The organism is uncultured Paracoccus sp., assembly GCF_947487305.1.
GTDB lineage: Bacteria > Pseudomonadota > Alphaproteobacteria > Rhodobacterales > Rhodobacteraceae > Paracoccus.
Genome location: NZ_CANKWH010000003.1, coordinates 85,746 through 102,245, shown reverse-complemented (window position 1 = coordinate 102,245; position 16,500 = coordinate 85,746). Strand labels below are relative to the sequence as shown.

At 67.0% G+C, this 16,500-nt stretch carries 12 protein-coding genes; all 12 read right to left on the bottom strand.

All coding sequences use genetic code 11. The features are described from left to right. Nucleotides 1-184: 184 nt before the first annotated feature. Complete coding sequence (phoB, locus tag Q1A36_RS05150; RefSeq protein ID WP_299840687.1) at nucleotides 185-877, bottom strand: phosphate regulon transcriptional regulator PhoB; 693 nt, start codon at nucleotides 875-877, stop codon at nucleotides 185-187. A 4-nt stretch (nucleotides 878-881) separates the two neighbouring features. Beyond that, a complete protein-coding gene (gene phoU, locus Q1A36_RS05145) occupies nucleotides 882-1,610 on the bottom strand; it encodes a phosphate signaling complex protein PhoU (RefSeq protein WP_101752955.1) in 729 nt (242 codons plus the stop codon). A 19-nt stretch (nucleotides 1,611-1,629) separates the two neighbouring features. Continuing rightward, the gene (gene pstB, locus Q1A36_RS05140; RefSeq protein ID WP_299841115.1) at nucleotides 1,630-2,430 is read right to left on the bottom strand and encodes a phosphate ABC transporter ATP-binding protein PstB; all 801 of its coding nucleotides are present in this window, start codon (nucleotides 2,428-2,430) and stop codon (nucleotides 1,630-1,632) included. An 18-nt stretch (nucleotides 2,431-2,448) separates the two neighbouring features. Further along, entirely contained in the window at nucleotides 2,449-3,804 is a 1,356-nt protein-coding gene (gene pstA, locus Q1A36_RS05135; protein WP_299840682.1) for a phosphate ABC transporter permease PstA, read from the bottom strand. After that, entirely contained in the window at nucleotides 3,801-4,985 is a 1,185-nt protein-coding gene (gene pstC, locus Q1A36_RS05130; RefSeq protein ID WP_299840679.1) for a phosphate ABC transporter permease subunit PstC, read from the bottom strand. The genes pstA and pstC overlap by 4 nt, the downstream gene beginning before the upstream one ends. A gap of 70 nt (nucleotides 4,986-5,055) precedes the next feature. Then, nucleotides 5,056-6,087 carry a substrate-binding domain-containing protein gene (locus Q1A36_RS05125; protein ID WP_299840677.1) on the bottom strand — a complete coding sequence of 344 codons (1,032 nt, stop codon included), beginning with the start codon at nucleotides 6,085-6,087 and terminating at the stop codon, nucleotides 5,056-5,058. 160 nt (nucleotides 6,088-6,247) lie between these two features. Beyond that, on the bottom strand, nucleotides 6,248-8,098 hold the full coding sequence (locus tag Q1A36_RS05120) for a serine/threonine-protein kinase (RefSeq protein ID WP_299840675.1): 1,851 nt from the start codon (nucleotides 8,096-8,098) through the stop codon (nucleotides 6,248-6,250). A 128-nt stretch (nucleotides 8,099-8,226) separates the two neighbouring features. After that, nucleotides 8,227-8,991, bottom strand: coding sequence for a protein phosphatase 2C domain-containing protein (locus tag Q1A36_RS05115; protein ID WP_299840673.1), 765 nt, complete (start codon nucleotides 8,989-8,991; stop codon nucleotides 8,227-8,229). Next, on the bottom strand, nucleotides 8,975-9,709 hold the full coding sequence (gene tagF / locus Q1A36_RS05110; RefSeq protein ID WP_299840671.1) for a type VI secretion system-associated protein TagF: 735 nt from the start codon (nucleotides 9,707-9,709) through the stop codon (nucleotides 8,975-8,977). Before tagF ends, Q1A36_RS05115 begins: the two co-directional genes overlap by 17 nt. A 16-nt stretch (nucleotides 9,710-9,725) precedes the next feature. Continuing rightward, nucleotides 9,726-13,355, bottom strand: a complete 3,630-nt coding sequence (gene tssM, locus Q1A36_RS05105; protein ID WP_299840669.1) for a type VI secretion system membrane subunit TssM — start codon at nucleotides 13,353-13,355, stop codon at nucleotides 9,726-9,728. After that, on the bottom strand, nucleotides 13,352-15,076 hold the full coding sequence (gene tssL, locus Q1A36_RS05100; protein WP_299840667.1) for a type VI secretion system protein TssL, long form: 1,725 nt from the start codon (nucleotides 15,074-15,076) through the stop codon (nucleotides 13,352-13,354). Before tssL ends, tssM begins: the two co-directional genes overlap by 4 nt. Next, nucleotides 15,076-16,410, bottom strand: a complete 1,335-nt coding sequence (gene tssK, locus Q1A36_RS05095) for a type VI secretion system baseplate subunit TssK (RefSeq protein ID WP_299840665.1) — start codon at nucleotides 16,408-16,410, stop codon at nucleotides 15,076-15,078. Before tssK ends, tssL begins: the two co-directional genes overlap by 1 nt. Between the last annotated feature and the right edge of the window lie 90 nt (nucleotides 16,411-16,500).

Here is a 16,500-nt window from a genome sequence, read left to right as displayed (position 1 = left end):
CAGCGCGGTGGTTCGTGCAACAGGCGCGGGGTGAGGGGCGATTGGGCCAGCAAATGCTGGGAAAACGCCTGCACAGGGCGTGCACAGCCGGTGCACAGGGCGTGAACGGGAAACAGCACAGGGCAGGCGCTCGCCCGGCGGGACGGCGTCCCGCGCATCGGGCGGGGTCTGCTAGCGTGAGTCGCTACCCCAGCGCATACCCCGCGCCGCGCACGGTGCGGACGGGGTTGTCACCGCCGTTCTGCATCAGCGCCTTGCGCAAGCGGCCCACATGCACGTCGATGGTGCGGGTGTCGACATAGATGTCGCGGCCCCAGACCCGGTCCAGAAGCTGCTCGCGCGTCCAGACCCGGCCCGGCTTCTCCATCAGCGTCGAGAGCAGGCGGAACTCGGTCGGGCCGAGATGCAGGGCCTGACCGGCGCGGAAGACCCGGTGCTCGGCAGCGTCGAGGATGATGTCCTCGTAGCTCAGCCGCTCGCCCATCGTGGCCGGACGGGTGCGGCGCAGTTGCGTGCGCAGCCGCGCCATCAACTCGACGACGGAATAGGGTTTCACCACGTAATCATCGGCGCCGGTTTCCAGCCCGCGCACCCGGTCGACCTCTTCGCTGCGGGCAGAGAGCATGATGATCGGAATGGGCCGGGTCGCCGGATCGGCCTTCAGCCGGCGGCAGATCTCGATCCCCGAGACATTCGGGAGCATCCAGTCGAGCACGATCAGGTCGGGCATCTCTTCGGCCACCAACAGCAGCGCCTCATCGCCATTCTCGGCCATGGCGACGCCGAAGCCCTCGGCCTCGAGATTGTAGCGCAGCACCTCGCGCTGCGCCCCCTCGTCCTCGACCACCAGCACCAGCGGGGTCTGTTGCGACGCCATCGGCTCAGCCCTCGCCCGGCAGCGCCACCGCATCGGCAGGCGGCACGCGGTTATCCTTGGGGCGGCTGTCATCGGGCAGTTCGCCGGTCACAAGATAGATAACCTGTTCGGCGATGGCGGTGGCATGATCGCCCATGCGCTCGATGTTCTTGGCGATGAAATGCAGGTGCATGCAGGCGGTGATGTTGCGCGGGTCCTCCATCATATGGGTCAGGAACTCGCGGAAGAGCGCGTTGTACATCTGGTCAACTTCCAGATCGCGGGCGCGCACGTCGCCGGCCAGATCGGCATCGCGCTGGATATAGCTGTCCAGCGCATCCGAGAGCATCTTTTCCACCGTCGCGGCCATGCGCTTCAGCGCAATGCCCGATCCGGCGATCTGCGGCATCTGCGCCAGCACATGGGTGCGCTTGGCCATGTTCTTGGCGTAATCGCCCACCCGCTCGAGGCTGGCGGCGATCTTGATGACCGACAGGACCAGCCGCAGATCGGTGGCGGTGGGGGCGCGGAGCGCGATCAGACGGGCGCTGTCCTCGTTGATCTGGGCTTCCAGCGCATCGATGGCCTTGTCGCGGCGGCGCACCTCGTCGGCCAGGTCCTCGTCGCGGTTCATCAGCGCGCTGGCCCCGTCCGAGATGGCGCTTTCGACCATCCCGCCCATCTTCACCACCAGGGCCTGAATGGTTTCCAGATCGCGGTCGAAGGCCGAGGAAATATGCTTGTCGCGGTTCATGTGGTCTGCCCCTGTCGCCTCAGCCGATCCGGCCCGTGATATAGGATTCCGTCCGCGGGTCCTGCGGCCGGGTGAAGATGTCGTCGGTATCGCCATATTCGACCAGGTTGCCCAAGTGGAAGAAGGCGGTCTTCTGGCTGACGCGGGCGGCCTGCTGCATCGAATGGGTGACGATGACCACAGAAAATTCCTGCCGCAGCTGGTCGATCAGCTCTTCGACCTGCCCGGTGGCGATCGGGTCGAGCGCCGAACAGGGCTCGTCCATCAACAGCACCTCGGGCGAGGTGGCGACGGCGCGGGCGATGCAGAGCCGTTGCTGCTGACCGCCCGAAAGGCCGGTGCCCGGCTCGTTCAGCCGGTCCTTGACCTCGTTCCAGAGCGCGGCACCGCGCAGCGATTTCTCGACAATGGCATCCAGTTCGGCCCGGTTGCGGGCGAGGCCGTGGATGCGGGGGCCATAGGCCACATTGTCATAGATCGATTTCGGGAAGGGGTTCGGCTTCTGGAACACCATGCCGACCTTGGCGCGCAACTGCACCGGATCGACGCGGCGGTCATAGATATCCTCGCCATCCAGCCGGATCGTGCCTTCGATCCGGGCGATGGGGATGGTGTCGTTCATCCGGTTGATGCAGCGCAGGAAGGTGGACTTGCCGCAGCCCGAGGGGCCGATGAAGGCGGTCACGGTCTTGTCGAGGATCTCGACGCTGACATCCTTGATGGCGTGCTTGTCACCGTACCAGACCTGCACATCGCGGGCCGAGATCTTGCTGTCGTTCTGGGTCACGGCGTTCTCCGCCAGTCGCATCTGGTTCATCATATTCATTCCTCGGCTCCGTTACCAACGGCGCTCGAATTTGCGGCGCAGATAGATCGCCAGCAGGTTCATGCAGAGAAGGAAGACCAACAGCACGATGATCGCGCCCGAAGCCCGCTCGAAGAAGGCCGGATCGGCGCGGCGGGTAAAGTTGTAGATCTGCACCGGCAGGGCCGAAGAGGGCTCGAAGAGACCCGCCGGCGGAGCCGAGGGGATGTCCTGCACGAAGGCCACCATGCCGATCAGCAGAAGCGGCGCGGTCTCGCCAAGCGCATGGGCCAGGCCGATGATGGTGCCGGTCAGGATGCCGGGCATCGCGAGCGGCAGGACGTGGTGGAACACCGTCTGCATCTTCGAGGCGCCCACCCCCAGCGCCGCATCGCGGATCGAGGGCGGCACCGCCTTCAGCGCGGCGCGGGTGGCGATGATGATGGTGGGCAGCGTCATCAGCGTCAGCACCAGCCCGCCGACGATGGGGGCCGAGCGCGGCAGGCCCATGAAGTTGATGAAGGCGGCAAGGCCGAGGATGCCGTAGACGATGGACGGCACGGCGGCGAGGTTCGAGATGTTCACCTCGATGATGTCGGTCCAGCGGTTCTTCGGCGCGAATTCCTCGAGATAGATCGAGGCGGCAACGCCGATGGGCAGCGACAGGACCAGCACGATCAGCATCATGTAAAGCGAGCCGATGATGGCGACGCCAAGGCCGGCGGCCTCGGCGCGGGTCTCGGAAGCGTCGGGATTTGTAATGAAATCGGGGTTGAAGCGGGTATCGAGTGCGCCCTTCTCGGCCATGGCGCGGGCCAGTGCCACCTGTTCGGGCGAGGTCTTGGAATCGATCGCCGCCGATTCGTCGGTGACGCGGCCCTTGAACATGCCGTCGACGCGGGACGAGGCCAGCGCGGTGATCTCGAGCGACTGGCCGACCAGCGCCGGATCCGCCAGCACGGCGTCCCGAAGATCAGCCGAGGCCTGGCCCGAGATGAAGCCCTTGAGGTCGGATTTCTTCAGCCCGTCGATGGTCACGTCATTGGCGGCCATCCAGTCGGTCAGCGCCTGGTCCAGAAGCTTGCCATAGGACATGGTCAGCACCTTGGACATCTCGGCCGGGTCGCGGTTGCCCTTGGGGTCGACGACATCGGCGGACAGTGTCACCGGCAGGCTGACATAGGTCTGCTGGAAGGCGCCCGAGCCGTCGCGGAAGACGGTGGCCAGCAGAAAGACCAGCGCCGCCAGCGCGATCAGGATGGCGCCGATGCCATAGGCCTTGAACCGCGCCTCGGCCCGGTGGCGGCGGCGGGTGTTCGGGTCGGCGACCATCAGCGACTGCTTTTGCGGCGCGGTCGCGGGGGCGGGCAGATGCGTCAGATCGGTCATTCGTATTGCTCGCGGTATTTGCGCACGATGTAGAGCGCCAGAACGTTGAGGGCCAAGGTGATGACGAACAGCGTCAGCCCGAGGGCGAAGGCCACCAGCGTTTCCGGGCTGGCAAAGTCATTGTCGCCGGTCAGCTGCGCCACGATCCGGGTGGTGATGGTGGTCATCGCCTCGAAGGGGTTGCCGCTGATCTGGGCCATGGCGCCGGCGCCCAGCACCACGATCATCGTCTCGCCGATGGCGCGGCTGGCGGCCAGCAGGATGGCGCCGACGATGCCCGGCAGGGCGGCGGGCAGCACGACCTTGGTGATGGTCTCGGACTGGGTCGAGCCGAGGCCGAGGCTGGCATCGCGCAGGGATTGCGGCACGGCGTTGATGATGTCGTCCGAGAGCGAGCTGACGAAGGGGATCAGCATGATCCCCATGACCAGCCCGGCGGTCATCACCGACGAGGCGCTGTCACCCAGACCCGCCGGCTGCGCGATCCAGTCGCGCAGAAGTGGGCCGACAGTAACAAGCGCGAAGAGGCCATAGACGATGGTCGGGATGCCGGCGAGGATCTCGATCGCCGGTTTCACCAGCGAGCGGACGCGCGGGCCGGCATATTCGGACATGTAGATGGCGGCGAACAGGCCGATGGGCACCGCGACCAAGAGCGCGATCAGGCTGATATAGAGCGTGCCCCAGAGAAGCGGCAGCACGCCGAGCTTGGAATTGCCTTGAAAGGCCGGGGTCCATTCGGTGCCGAAGAAGAACTCCTGCCACGGATAGAGGCGGAAGAAGCCGGCGGATTCGAAGACCAGGGACAGCACGATGCCGATGGTGGTCAGCACGGCAATGGTCGAGCAGAGGATCAGCAGCCCGCGCAGGATGGTCTCGACCCGGTTGCGGGCGCGGAACTCGGCGCTGATGCGGCTAAGGCCCCAGCCGGCGCCGGCCAGCGCGAGGACCAGAACGGCGGGGGCCAGCGCGGCCGATGGGCCAAGAACCAGCAGCCCGACGATCAGCGCCAGAAGCGCCGGCACGACGGCCAGCAGCGCCACGTTCCAGCCGTGATAGACCGGGCGGGAATGCAGCTTGCGGGCATCGCCGCCGGTCGCGGCCAAAGCCCGGCGCGAACCGAGCACATAGCCCAGGGCCGCGAGCGCCAGCAGGATCAGGGTGAGGGAGAGGATCGACATGCGGGCCTTCCGGGCAGCGTGACGGGGTGGGACAGGCGGGACCGCTTGGCCCCGCCTGTCCCGGTTCGGATCAGGGCAGCGTCACTTCATCGGCAACAGTTTGCTGGACCGCAGCCAGTTCCGGGTCCGAGACCAGGCCATATTCGGCCAGCGGGCCATCGGGACCGGCAACCTCGTCGGCGACGAAGAATTCGGCGAATTCCTTCAGGCCCGGAATGGTGCCGATATGGTCCTTCTTGACGTAGAAGTAGAGCGGGCGCGAGACCGGGTAATCGCCCGAGGCAATGGTCTCGGTCGAGGGCGCAACACCCGACATGGTCGCCACTTTCAGCTTGTCGGTGTTGTTCTCGTAGAAGGACAGGCCGAAGACGCCGATGCCGTTCTTGTCGCTTTCGATGCGGGCCAGCGTTTCGGTGTAATCGCCATCGATATCGACCGATTTGCCGTCAGTGCGGATCGCAAGGCACAGTTCCTCGGCCTTGTCCTCGTCGCCGCCGTTCTCGGCCGCAAAGACCTCCATCGCACCGCTATCCTCGCAGCCCTTCAGGATCACCTTTTCCTCGAAGACTTCGCGGGTGCCGTGCTTGGTGCCGGGGATGAAGGCCAGGATCGGCTGGTCCGGCAGCTCCGGGTTCACCTGCGCCCAGGTCTCGTTGACGTTCGGCGCGGATTTGCCGTCGACCACCTGGTTGGCGCCGATCGCCTTGAACCAGTCAGCCGGGGTAAAAGCGAACTCGTTACCGTTCACGTCGCTGGCAAAGACGATGCCGTCATAGCCGATGCGAACCTCGATGATGTTCGTCACGCCATTGGCCTTGCAGGTCTCGATCTCGGCCGGCTTGATCTGGCGGCTGGCATTGGCGATGTCGATGGTGTTCTCGCCCACGCCCTCGCAGAACTGCTTGAGCCCCGCCGAGGAGCCACCGCCCTCGACCACCGGCGCCGGCATGCCCATGTTCTCGGCAAAGGCCTCGGCCACGATGGTGGCATAGGGCAGCACGGTCGAGGAACCGGACACCTGAACCTGATCGCGCGCGGCGGCGATGCCGGCCGAGGCGGCGATGAGCGCCAGCGACGAAACGGCGAGTTTGACGGATTTCATGGATCTCTCCTGATCTTCAATGCGGAGCCAGAATCGGCTTGTCTCGTGACCTAGCCCCCCGTGGTGACGCTTATGCGACCATCTCGTGACAGTTTCATGACAATCGCCGCAGCGCAGCAAAAGCGCCGGACTTTCTGCTTCCGGGCTGCCTTCGCGCCGGTCAGTTCTCGGGAATAGTCCCGGTATCGGGTGGAGTCAGCGCGAAGAAAGCCAGATCGGCTGCGGCAAATCCGCCGGTCTTGGTGATCTCGTCCAGCACCTGCGGCAGCGCCGTCGCCACCGGGGCGGCGGCGGCGATGGTGGTGGGCGCGACCAGCGGATTGCGGCTGGCCAGAGCCACGATCAGTTGCGGGCTGGCGGCCGTCAGATCCTGCAGCGCGAGGCCAAAGCTGAAGGTGAAGCTGCCATCCGCCTGCGGCACGAGCCGCGAGGAGAGGTCGTGCAAGCCCCCGTCGGCAGCAACCAGAAACAGCCAGATGCTGCGCCCCTGCGCCTCGCGCACCCGGCCCGCGACCGTGCCGCCGACCGGCAGGCTGGGCGCATCCAGCGACAGGACCGGCGGCGGCTCGGCCCGGCCTTGCAGCGCGCGGACGAAATCGGCGGCGGCGCATTGCGCGGGATCGATGCGGCTGGCGATCACCTCGGGGCGGGTGCCGAAGGCCGTGTCATAGGCACCGACCAGCGGCTCGGTATCGAGCACCCGGTCCGCGACCGCTGCCAGCTTGCCGGCATCGAGACCCGAGGCGACCCGCTGCACCTGCGCGCAGGTTCCAAGGTCATAGCTGGCCAGAAAGCCCTCGCGCGTGGTGAGGTCGCGTGCGGGCAGGACCATCGCCGCGTCGGGCGGGGTCTCGTTGCCGCCCACGATCGCCGGCTCGGGCGGTGGCGTGTCACCGCCGCCGAGAATCATCCATCCGCCAAGACCCAGACCGGCCACCACGGCAGCGGCGGCCAACGGCACAAGCGGCGGCTTGCGGCGCGGCTGGGGCTCTGGGGGCCGAGCGTCCTCCGGCGGCGACAGCGGGCCGAAAGGGCTGTCAGAGGTGGTTTCGACCCCATGGACCGAGATCGGGCCGGTCAAGGCGCCGGTGGTCGCGCGATCCCCGGCCCCCTGCCCGCCCCAGAGCGGCATCCGGTAGCGCAGGGGAATGCGCGTCGGGTCCTCGGCCATCAGCGCCACGTCTTCCATCGAGGCCGGCCGCGCCCGCGGATCGGGTTCCAGCATGTATTGCAACAGCGGATAGATCTCGTGCGGCAGGCCCGAGAGGTCGGGAATGCCGCGCCGCGCCTCGACCGCCTCGACTGCCGAACTGCCCATGTCCAGCGCCTTGCCGCGCAGCACGGCGGAAACCATCAGCGCCATGCCATAGATATCGGCCGCCGGACCGATCTCGCCGCCGTAATGGCCCAGTTGTTCGGGCGAGACATATTTGAACTTGCCGGCAAAGCGCCCGGCCAGCGTGCCCTCGCCGAAATCCACCGCCCGGGCAATGCCGAAATCGATCAGCACCGCGTCCTCGATGCGGTTGCCGCGCAGCATCACGTTGTCGGGCGAGAGGTCGCGATGGGTGACGCCCCGCGCATGGGCCTTGGCCAGACCTTCGGACAGGCGCCCGATCAGGTGCAGCGCCGCATTGCCGGGGATCGGCCCATAGCTGTCGACCTGGTCCCACAGCGTATTGCCATCGATATATTCCATGATCAGGCAATAGCGGTTCAGACCCTGATCCAGCACGAAATTGTGGTAGCGCACGATGGCGCTGTCGTTCAGCTGGCCGAGGATGCGGGCCTCGCGCTTGAACAGCTGGATGATGCCGTCATCGCTGGCAAGGCTCGGCAGCACGATCTTGACCGCCACCGGGTCGCCGGTGAAGACGTTCTCGGCCTTGTAGACCTCGCCCATGCCGCCGGCGGACAGCATCCGCTGGATGCGGTAATTGTTGTTGATCAGCACCCCCGCCTCGACCACGCGACTGGCCACCAGCGGGCCCTGCAGCGAAACCTCGGGCAAGGGGGCGGCGGCGGAGCGAGTCGGCAACGGTCGCTCTGACAGCCGGGTCCGCTCCTCCCCCGGTGCGGGCGCCGGGGTGATCCGGGTGCGATCCCCGTCGTTCTCAGGCTCCTGGTCGGATGCGCCAGTCAAAGGTCAAACCCCTCGCCCCCGCGGGGCAGGCAACGGACGGCAAGGCAGGTGACGTTGTCACGCGCGCCGCGCCGCAGGGTCTCGTCGATCAGGTGGTCGACCATCTGCTGCGCTGTGGCGCGGTCGCTGGCCAACACCTCGGCCAGTTCCTCGTCGCGCAGATGCTCTGTCAGCCCGTCGCTGCAGAGCAGGAAGACATCTCCCTGCTGCACGCTGCCGGTGACGGCCTCGTAATTCGGCCCGTCATGGATGCCGATGGCGCGAGTGATGACGTTTTTGCGCGGCCAGTGCCGGGCCTCGTCCTCGCTGATCATGCCCGAGGACAGCAGCTCCTGTACTTCGCTGTGATCCACGGTCAGCCGCGACAGCCGGCCTTGCCGCATCAGGTAGATGCGGCTGTCACCGGCCCAGAGGCAGACGAAGCCCGCCTCGTGGATCAGCAGCGCGACGACGGTGGCGCCGATGGTGACGTTCCCCATCTCGGCCGAACGGGCGAGAATGCGGTGATGCGCGCGGTCCAGCCGCTCGGACACACGGGCGCGCTGGTCCTGGGCCGAGACCGGCACGCCGATGCTCTCGATCTCGCTGGTGATGATGGCGCTGGCGACATCGCCTGCCTGATGCCCGCCCATGCCGTCGGCAACCACCCAAACCCCGGCAGAGGGCAGACTGAGATAGCTGTCCTCGTTATGCTCGCGCAGCCGGCCGGTATCGCTGCCGGCGCCGGTGTCGAAGAGGAAAAGATCACTGTCGCCCGGCATTGCTGTCCTCGCTGTTCGCCACCAGCCTCGGCTCTGCCGGCGGCATTTGCAACGGGGTCGCGATCCCGACCCGCGTTCCCGCCGGCACACCGGCCAGAAGCCAGGCGAGCTCCCCGGCACGCGGCAGCCCGTCGCAGGCCAGCACGGCGCTGGCGCGCCCCTCGGTCGCTCCTGTCCACCAATAGCTGCGCGCCGCCGCCGCCCGCAGCCGGTCGGTGGCCTCGATCTGGTCCAGCAGGTCGGCCACGTCCAGCGCCGGATTGGCGGCCCAGAAGGTCGCTGCCGGTGCCGCATCCACCGCCCCTGTTGTGTCACCCAAGAGTGCCGCCAGTTGCTCGCGCAACGCGCCGGCCGAGGGCACCTCGCCCGCCAGCGCGGTCTCGATCACCTCGTAGAAGTTCTGATCCGGCTGCTGCACCGGCGGCGCATCGGCGGTCTCGGCCACGACGATCAGCGGAAAGCGGCGCCCGACCCGGTCGCGGCTTGGCCGTGCGACACCCTGCAGATGCGGCCCGCCCCAGATCGCGCCGCCGATCCAGAAGCGCAGCGGCAGGGCCGCGTCCCAGGCAGGCTCCCAGTCCTCGCGCAGCCCGTCGCGGGTCTCGGCCAGAATACCGGTCATCCACGGCACCAGTTCGCGATCGGCCAGCTCCGGCAACCCGGCCGAGATGAAATCGCCGAAGCCGGGATGCTTGCCATAGATGCCGGGTGCCGCCATCGCCGCTCCTGTTTCCCTATTCGAGGCTTTGCGGGCACTCGAACTGTCGCAGTTCGGCCATGGTAAAGGGATTCTTCACCGCGTTGATGGTGAAATCGTAGGTAATCGAACGCCCCCCGACCACGAAGGTCGCGCGCAGCGTGTCGCCCGTCTGGTTGGCAGAGCTTGCCGCATCCAGAAGCTGCATGAAGGTCCAGGCGCTGCCCTCGAAACGCAGTTGCGAGGCCGTGTTCAGCGCCGGGCTGAGCTGCAGCACCGTGGCCTTGCCGGCGCCGGGCCATGTCACCGTCTGCGGCAGCGAGCCGGTGACGGTGGGGATGATCGCATCATTGATCGACAGCATGGCGCTGTCGACCGTTGGATGGGCATCGACCTGGGTCACGGTGATCTGGACCGAGGGCGTCGTGCCGCCGCTGGCGAAGAAGGCCTGACGGATCATCTCGGCGCGCTGGAATTGCAAGAGCGCGGCGGTGGACATGCGCCCGGCCAGCGGCTTGTCCTGACGATAGCGCAAGCCATCGGGGCTGCGCTCGACATAGGGTTCCAGATATTCGGTGAAATAGCGGTCCATATCGCCGCCCGGTCCGAAGAAGCGGGCGAAATTGTCGATCGACAGGCTGCGCGCTGAGGAGCCGAAGGGATAGGCCGAGGTGATGTTCTCGCGGCAGAAGAAGGTGATGTCATCGGCCAGCGCCCGGTTCATCTGCTCGAGGCTGGCATCGCTGGCATCCTCCTGGAAATCGCCCTCGGCCTCGTTCACCAGTCCGGCCAGTTGCTGCGGCAACTGACTGTTATACTGGGTGAGGCTGTTCAGAAGCGAGGGCAGGACGGCAGCCGACTGGTCGGGGCTCTGCTCGGCCAGCCGCAGGTTCTGCCAGACTGCGCCGAGATTGCCCAGAAGCGTGTCGATCGGACGCTTGCCGACCTCGCCGCGCAGGATCTCGTGCCAGTTCTCGAAATCCTCGGCGATCAGTTCGATCGGGCGCACGGCGCTTTCGCGTTGCCCGCCGCCGCCGGCACCGCCAAGGGCGCTGGTCTGCGACTTGGCATTGTTCGCCGCCGCGTCCAGCAGAATGCGCTGCACCCCGGTCGAGCGGCTGCGGATGCGATCGCCGATGGCATTGCCGACATCGCTGCCCACCTCGCCGGCACTGCCGCCCTCACCGCCCGCCGCGGCAAGCTGTTCCGGGGTCATCCCGTCCAGCCCCTCGAATTCGCGGGTCAGCCGGGTCTCGTCATCCACCGCCTTGACCAGCGCGAGGATCGGCGAGGCGCTGGCCGAAACCGCCGCCTCGAGCACCTGGTAGCGCGGCTTGTCGCCCGAGAGATTGGTCAGGGCGAGGTTGTTCAGCACCTTGTCCCAGGCCGATTTGAAATCGCGGCGATAGCGTTCCATCAGGTCGCGGTCGAGACGGTTCAGCCGTTCCTCGATCTCGGCCCGCTGTGCCAGATCGCCCAGCACCCATTGATCGTCGCGCAGCTTTTGCCCGACCTCTTCCAGACCCGGATAGAAATAGGACCAGAAGCCCTCATAGGTATACATGGCCGGGACGATCATGTTCGCCAGCTCGGTGCCGTCGCGGGTGGCAAAGACCATGTCGCCATTCGGGTCGGTGGCGTCGATCAGCGACCAGTCGGGCAGACCCGAGGCCGCAACCCCGTCCTGCAGGATGGCATAGGCCTGTTCGTCGACCGGCAATTGCGCAATCGCCTGCCGCGCGGCATCGACCGTCGCCTGATCGATATCGACCAGCAGGTTGCGGTCGCTGTCCATCGCCAGCATCGCGGCCAGATGCCCGCCCAGCTGATCGCGCATGTCGATCCCGGCGCGGTCGGTATAGAGATCGCGCCAACGGGCGTCGAACCAGGTCTTGATCGCATCGTCATCGGTGCGCTCGCCCTGCCCGCCCAGAAGCAGATAGACCTTCAGCGCGCGATAGATCGCCGTCGTCTCGCCATCGCGGATGATCTGCGGGATCTGCTGTTCCAGATCAAGGATCATGCGCGGCCGCATCATCCGCTCCAGCGCGTCGGAATAGGCGTCCTTGGCGGCCGAGACCACACGGCTGCGCTGGCCAAGGCCGAAGCGTTCCCAGAAGCCCGGCTGACCGAGACCGGCGGGGATGCCGGCCAGATCATTCAGCAGCGGCAGGACCGGGGTCAGGTCGGGGTCGGTGATGACCTGACGCTGCAATTCCTGCGAGACGGCGGTGGCATAGGCGGCGGTCTCGGCCTCGGCGGTGTTCACCAGCCTGTAGTTCTTCCAATAGCTGACGCCAAAGCCGGTCAGCGCCGCCAGCGTCACCGCCGCGATTGCGCCAAAGGCCAGCCCGCGCAGGACCATCGAGCGGCGCACGGCCTTCTGGTCGAGGCTGACCCAGCCCTGTTCCGCAAAGATCACCCGGCGCAGAAGGTCGTGGATGAAATAGCTTTTGCCCTTGCCGGACATGAAGCTGGGCTGGAAGCTGACGCCGCCGCCCGCCTTGTTCATCGCCCCCAGCACCTGATCGATGGGCGTGCCCTCTTGCGTGCCGGAGGTGAAGTAGAAGCCGCGCAGGATGGCGTTCGACTTGTAGCGCGTGGGTTCGAACACCCGGCGCAGGAAATCGGTGACATTGTCGCGCAAGAGCGCCATCTGGCCGGGCAGGCCGAAGATGGCGATTCGGGAAATGCCGTCGGGTTCCTCGTTCAGCCGGTCGATCACCTCGTCCGACAGGCGCGAGACCAGCTTGTCGAACTCGGCCGGCACCGCCTCGACGGTGATGGCCTTGCGGTCCTCGGTCTGGAAGGTCGCACCCCAGACCAGCTTGCGGCGATTGAGGCTGAACGAGGCGAAATATTCGCGGAAGCCGGCGATCAGGTCGGCCTTGGTGAACATCACATAGACCGGGAAATCGACCTTCAGCACCTCATGCACCTCGGCCAGCCGGGCGCGCACGGTCTCGGCATGGCGGGCGAGGCTGGCAGGTTCCTCGGTCATCATGTCCTCGACCGAGAAGGACAGGATGATTCCGTTGATCGGCCGGTTCGGGCGGGATTTCTTCAGCAGCTCAAGGAAGGCGTCCCAGCTGGCCTTGTCGGCCTCGGCATCGCTGTCCTGCGTGGTATAGCGCCCGGCGGTGTCGATCAGCACCGCATCCTCGGAAAACCAGAAATCGGCATAGCGGGTGCCGCCGAAGCCGGAAATCGCCTCGGCCTGCGACAGCGGGAACTCGATGCCGGAATTCGCCAGCGCCGTGGTCTTGCCGGCGCCGGGTGGGCCGATGATGACATACCAGGGCAGGTCGTAGAGATAGGAGGCGCCGCCGGATTTCTTCAGCGTGGCGAGCGCGGTTTCCATCCGTTCGGCCAGTTCCTTGCCGTCGCCCTTGGGGATCTCGGGGACCAGCGCGGCCTCGATCTCGCGGGCGGCGCGGACGCGGCGGCGCCAGCGGATGAACCAGACGAGGAAGAAGATGCCCCAGACCACTCCGATGACGGTGGAACGGAACCAGATGGTCGCGCCCGTGGCCCATCCGGTCATCGGCAGGCCGATCCAGACCGCCACGGCGAAGAGGATCAGGCCGACGATCGTCAGCACCGCGCGCAGCCAAGGCTGGTTACGCATACGCATCCGGGGCAGCGGGATGATGCCGAACAGCCTCAATAGGTTCCCTCCTTGGCCAGCATGATCTCGACCCGGCGGTTCTGCGCCCGGCCCTCCTCGGTAGCGTTGTCAGCCACCGCGTCGGCCTCGCCCTTGCCCTCGACGCGGAAGCGTGCGGCATCGTCGATGGTGCCGGTCAGCGCATCGGTCACGGATTGCGCCCGGGCGGCCGACAGCTCCTCGTTGTTCTTGAACCGCCCGGTGCCGCGCAGCGGCACGTTGTCGGTATAGCCCTGGATCAGCACCGGCCCGCCCTCGGCATTCAGCACCTCGGTGATGCGGGCGGCCAGCGGGGCAAATTCCTCGCGCACGTCGGATTTGCCGCTGTCGAACAACAGCTGGTTGCCGACGCGGATGGCGATGTAGTCGCCTTTCTCATCGACGCTGATGAGCCCGTCGGCGATTTCCGCCGCAAAGGCCTCGCGGATGCGGTCCAGCTGCGCCTGGCTGGCGACATAGACCGGGCCCGGCGTGCGCTCGATGGCGATGATGGCATTGCCGGGATGCAAAGCGCGAAGCGCCTCGGCCGCCGCCGCGCCATCGCGGTTGATGAGGGTCGAGAGCAGCGCATAGCTGCCCAGGATCAGGATCGCCGCGCCGCCAAGGATCGCCGGCACTGAGACGGCGGCGAAGCGCCGGCCCTTGCCCTGCACCACCGGTGCCCAGGTGACCGCGATATCCTCGTCCGGGCGCGGCGTCACCCGGCGCAGGGTTTCGTAGATGGCATTGCGGATGCGCGACAGGTCCACCGCGCCATTCGGCAGGGTGCGGTACTGGCCCTCGAAACCAAGGTTCAGACAGGTCAGGATCAGGCCCAGCAAGTTGTAGGATTGCCCCGGCACCTGCATCGCCTTCTCGGTCTCCTGGAAGAAGCCGACACCGGAATCGCGCTTGCCGAAGAAGCGTGCGACCATCGAATATTGCAGCCAGTCGCCGCGATCCGCGCCGGGCAGGTTCTGGACGATGTCGTCCGCCGTGCCCGAGAGGATGTATTTCGACACCGCCGCCTCATGCGGGTTCACGCCGTGGGACAGCAGGTTGCGCTCGAACTGGTCGATCTCGCGGGTGACGTGATCCATCAGCGGCGCGGCCTGCATTTCCACGAGCCCGGTGCGCAGCCGCCCGAGCAGGATCAACAGCGGCGCGGCGGCGGCAAGGATCGGGTTGGTCGAGGCGCCCTTGCCCAGACCCTTGACCTGCAACGCCTGTTGCAGCGGGATCTTCGGACCCTGCATCGGCGCGGCCTGCCCGGCACGGTCGCGGGGAATGTCGGGGAAAAAGCCGCGATCACCGCCGGCGGCGCTGCCGATATTGCCATAACCGGGGGCCTGACCGGACCAGCCCTGCTGGGCGGGTTGATAGGGCTGCTGCGGCGGATAGGCCGGCTGCTGCGGCCCGCCGATCCAGGTATTGCCGGATTCCGGCCGCTGCGCGGGCCAGCCCTGCGATGGTGGCGCGGGGCGCGGTCGGTCCCAGTCCGAGGGCGATGGACGCTGATCGAAGGGCGATCCCGACTGACCGCCCCCCGCGCCGGGACGCCCGGGCAAGGGCAGCGGGCCGCCGATGACGGTGCGGTCATCGCCGCCCGTATCCATGCCGCGCACGGGTGCCTCGCGGCCAAACGGGCTGTCGCCCTGCGGCGCGCGGGTCTGGTCCTTGCGCGCGCCTGCGCCCGGCAGAGGGCCGCCGAAGACCGTCTTTTCGTCGTCGCGCCCGGCCATCAACCCTTCTCCGGAATGGCCCAAAGCTCGAGCTTCAGCTCGGGCCAATCACCGGCGAAATGCATCCCGATGGCGGGGGCGGTGGAAAACTCGCGCCACAGCGCCGCGTTCTTTTCCAGCCGGAAATAGACATTCGAGGACAGGACCCGGATCTGCCGGGGCGGGTTCGGAAGGTGCTGCAGGGGGATGCCCGGCAGGTTGTTGTTGACGATCTCGTTCATCCGCGTGTTCGGGCCTACCTTGCACAGTTCCGGGAACTGCGCCTGCACCTGACCCTGCGGCTTGGCGCTTTCCACCTCGACCACGAAGGTCGCCTCGCGGAACAGGTTCCGGTCGTCCACCTGCGCGATATAGCTGTTCTGCCGCACCTGCCGCAGCTTCAGACGGATCGCCCGGCCGATGTCGCGGCTGAGGAGCCGCTGGATGTCCTGCACCACGGGGGTGAAGCTGGCCTTCAGATCGCCATGATCATAGGCCGCATAGACCGGCGCCAGACGGCTGCCATTGTCGAAGGTGGCCAGCTCGCAGGCGAGGCCCACCAGCCGCTCGTAAAGCCGCTCGGGATGGATGGCATGGATGCTGTTCAGATGCCGCAGCACGCCGATCTCGCGGTTGAGGCACATCAGCATCAGGTAATCCGACGCCTGCATCCCCCCGCCCGCCGAGGGGTCGCTGGCATAGCGGGCCAGCGTTTCCAGCCGCGCTTCGATCCAGCCGATGACGCGGGTGAGCCAGCCCAGCACCTGCGGATGCCCTGCCAGCACCAGCACCGGCGGCGGGATGGTGTCGTCAAAACTGACCACGCCGTCGCGCACCTCGGTGATCCGCGCCAGCCGCAGGTTCTGGTAGCCGGGCCGGGGCGTCTTGCGCACGACCAGTTCCAGCCGCGGCACGGCGAGTTCCAGCACCTGCTCGATCCGGGCGCTGCTGGCGCTGTCGCCCACGGTCTCGGCCACCACGCCCCAGCGGGTGGTGGCGCCCTGATCGTCCAGCGGCGCGGCATCGCGGGTATTGGGCGAAACATCGGGCAGGGTCAGCCAGACGAAGCTGCCGGCGCCATCATCTGGGACCTCGACCGCCACGGGCAGCGGTCCGGCGCCGGGCGCATCGAAGGGCGTGCCGTCGGGCATGATGCCGGTGACGGCGCGCAGCCCGATGCGGCCCTGCTGGGCCACGTCGCGGTCGATCTGCATCTCGGCCACGCCCCAGGGATAGGGCGTGATCACATCAGTCCGCGCACGGACGAGGTTCTCGAGATAGCGGTCGGCCTGTTGCAGATGCTGGGGCTGCAGAAACAGCCCTTCCTTCCAGGCGACCTTGCTGAACCAGGACATGAATTTCCCCGTATGATTGTATCAGCGCCGGGCGCGGCGCAGGTTCCGCCACCCGGCGCGCAGGGTCAACCCCCCGGCCATTGCATCGTT

What these genes read in the sequence shown, in the direction of transcription:
- pstB (WP_299841115.1), bottom strand. Translation starts at nt 2,430, where the DNA reads ATGATGAACCAGATGCGACTGGCGGAGAACGCCGTGACCCAGAACGAC.
- phoU (WP_101752955.1), bottom strand. Translation starts at nt 1,610, where the DNA reads ATGAACCGCGACAAGCATATTTCCTCGGCCTTCGACCGCGATCTGGAA.
- Q1A36_RS05125 (WP_299840677.1), bottom strand. Translation starts at nt 6,087, where the DNA reads ATGAAATCCGTCAAACTCGCCGTTTCGTCGCTGGCGCTCATCGCCGCC.
- phoB (WP_299840687.1), bottom strand. Translation starts at nt 877, where the DNA reads ATGGCGTCGCAACAGACCCCGCTGGTGCTGGTGGTCGAGGACGAGGGG.
- tssK (WP_299840665.1), bottom strand. Translation starts at nt 16,410, where the DNA reads ATGTCCTGGTTCAGCAAGGTCGCCTGGAAGGAAGGGCTGTTTCTGCAG.
- pstA (WP_299840682.1), bottom strand. Translation starts at nt 3,804, where the DNA reads ATGACCGATCTGACGCATCTGCCCGCCCCCGCGACCGCGCCGCAAAAG.
- Q1A36_RS05115 (WP_299840673.1), bottom strand. Translation starts at nt 8,991, where the DNA reads ATGCCGGGCGACAGTGATCTTTTCCTCTTCGACACCGGCGCCGGCAGC.
- tagF (WP_299840671.1), bottom strand. Translation starts at nt 9,709, where the DNA reads ATGGCGGCACCCGGCATCTATGGCAAGCATCCCGGCTTCGGCGATTTC.
- pstC (WP_299840679.1), bottom strand. Translation starts at nt 4,985, where the DNA reads ATGTCGATCCTCTCCCTCACCCTGATCCTGCTGGCGCTCGCGGCCCTG.
- tssL (WP_299840667.1), bottom strand. Translation starts at nt 15,076, where the DNA reads ATGGCCGGGCGCGACGACGAAAAGACGGTCTTCGGCGGCCCTCTGCCG.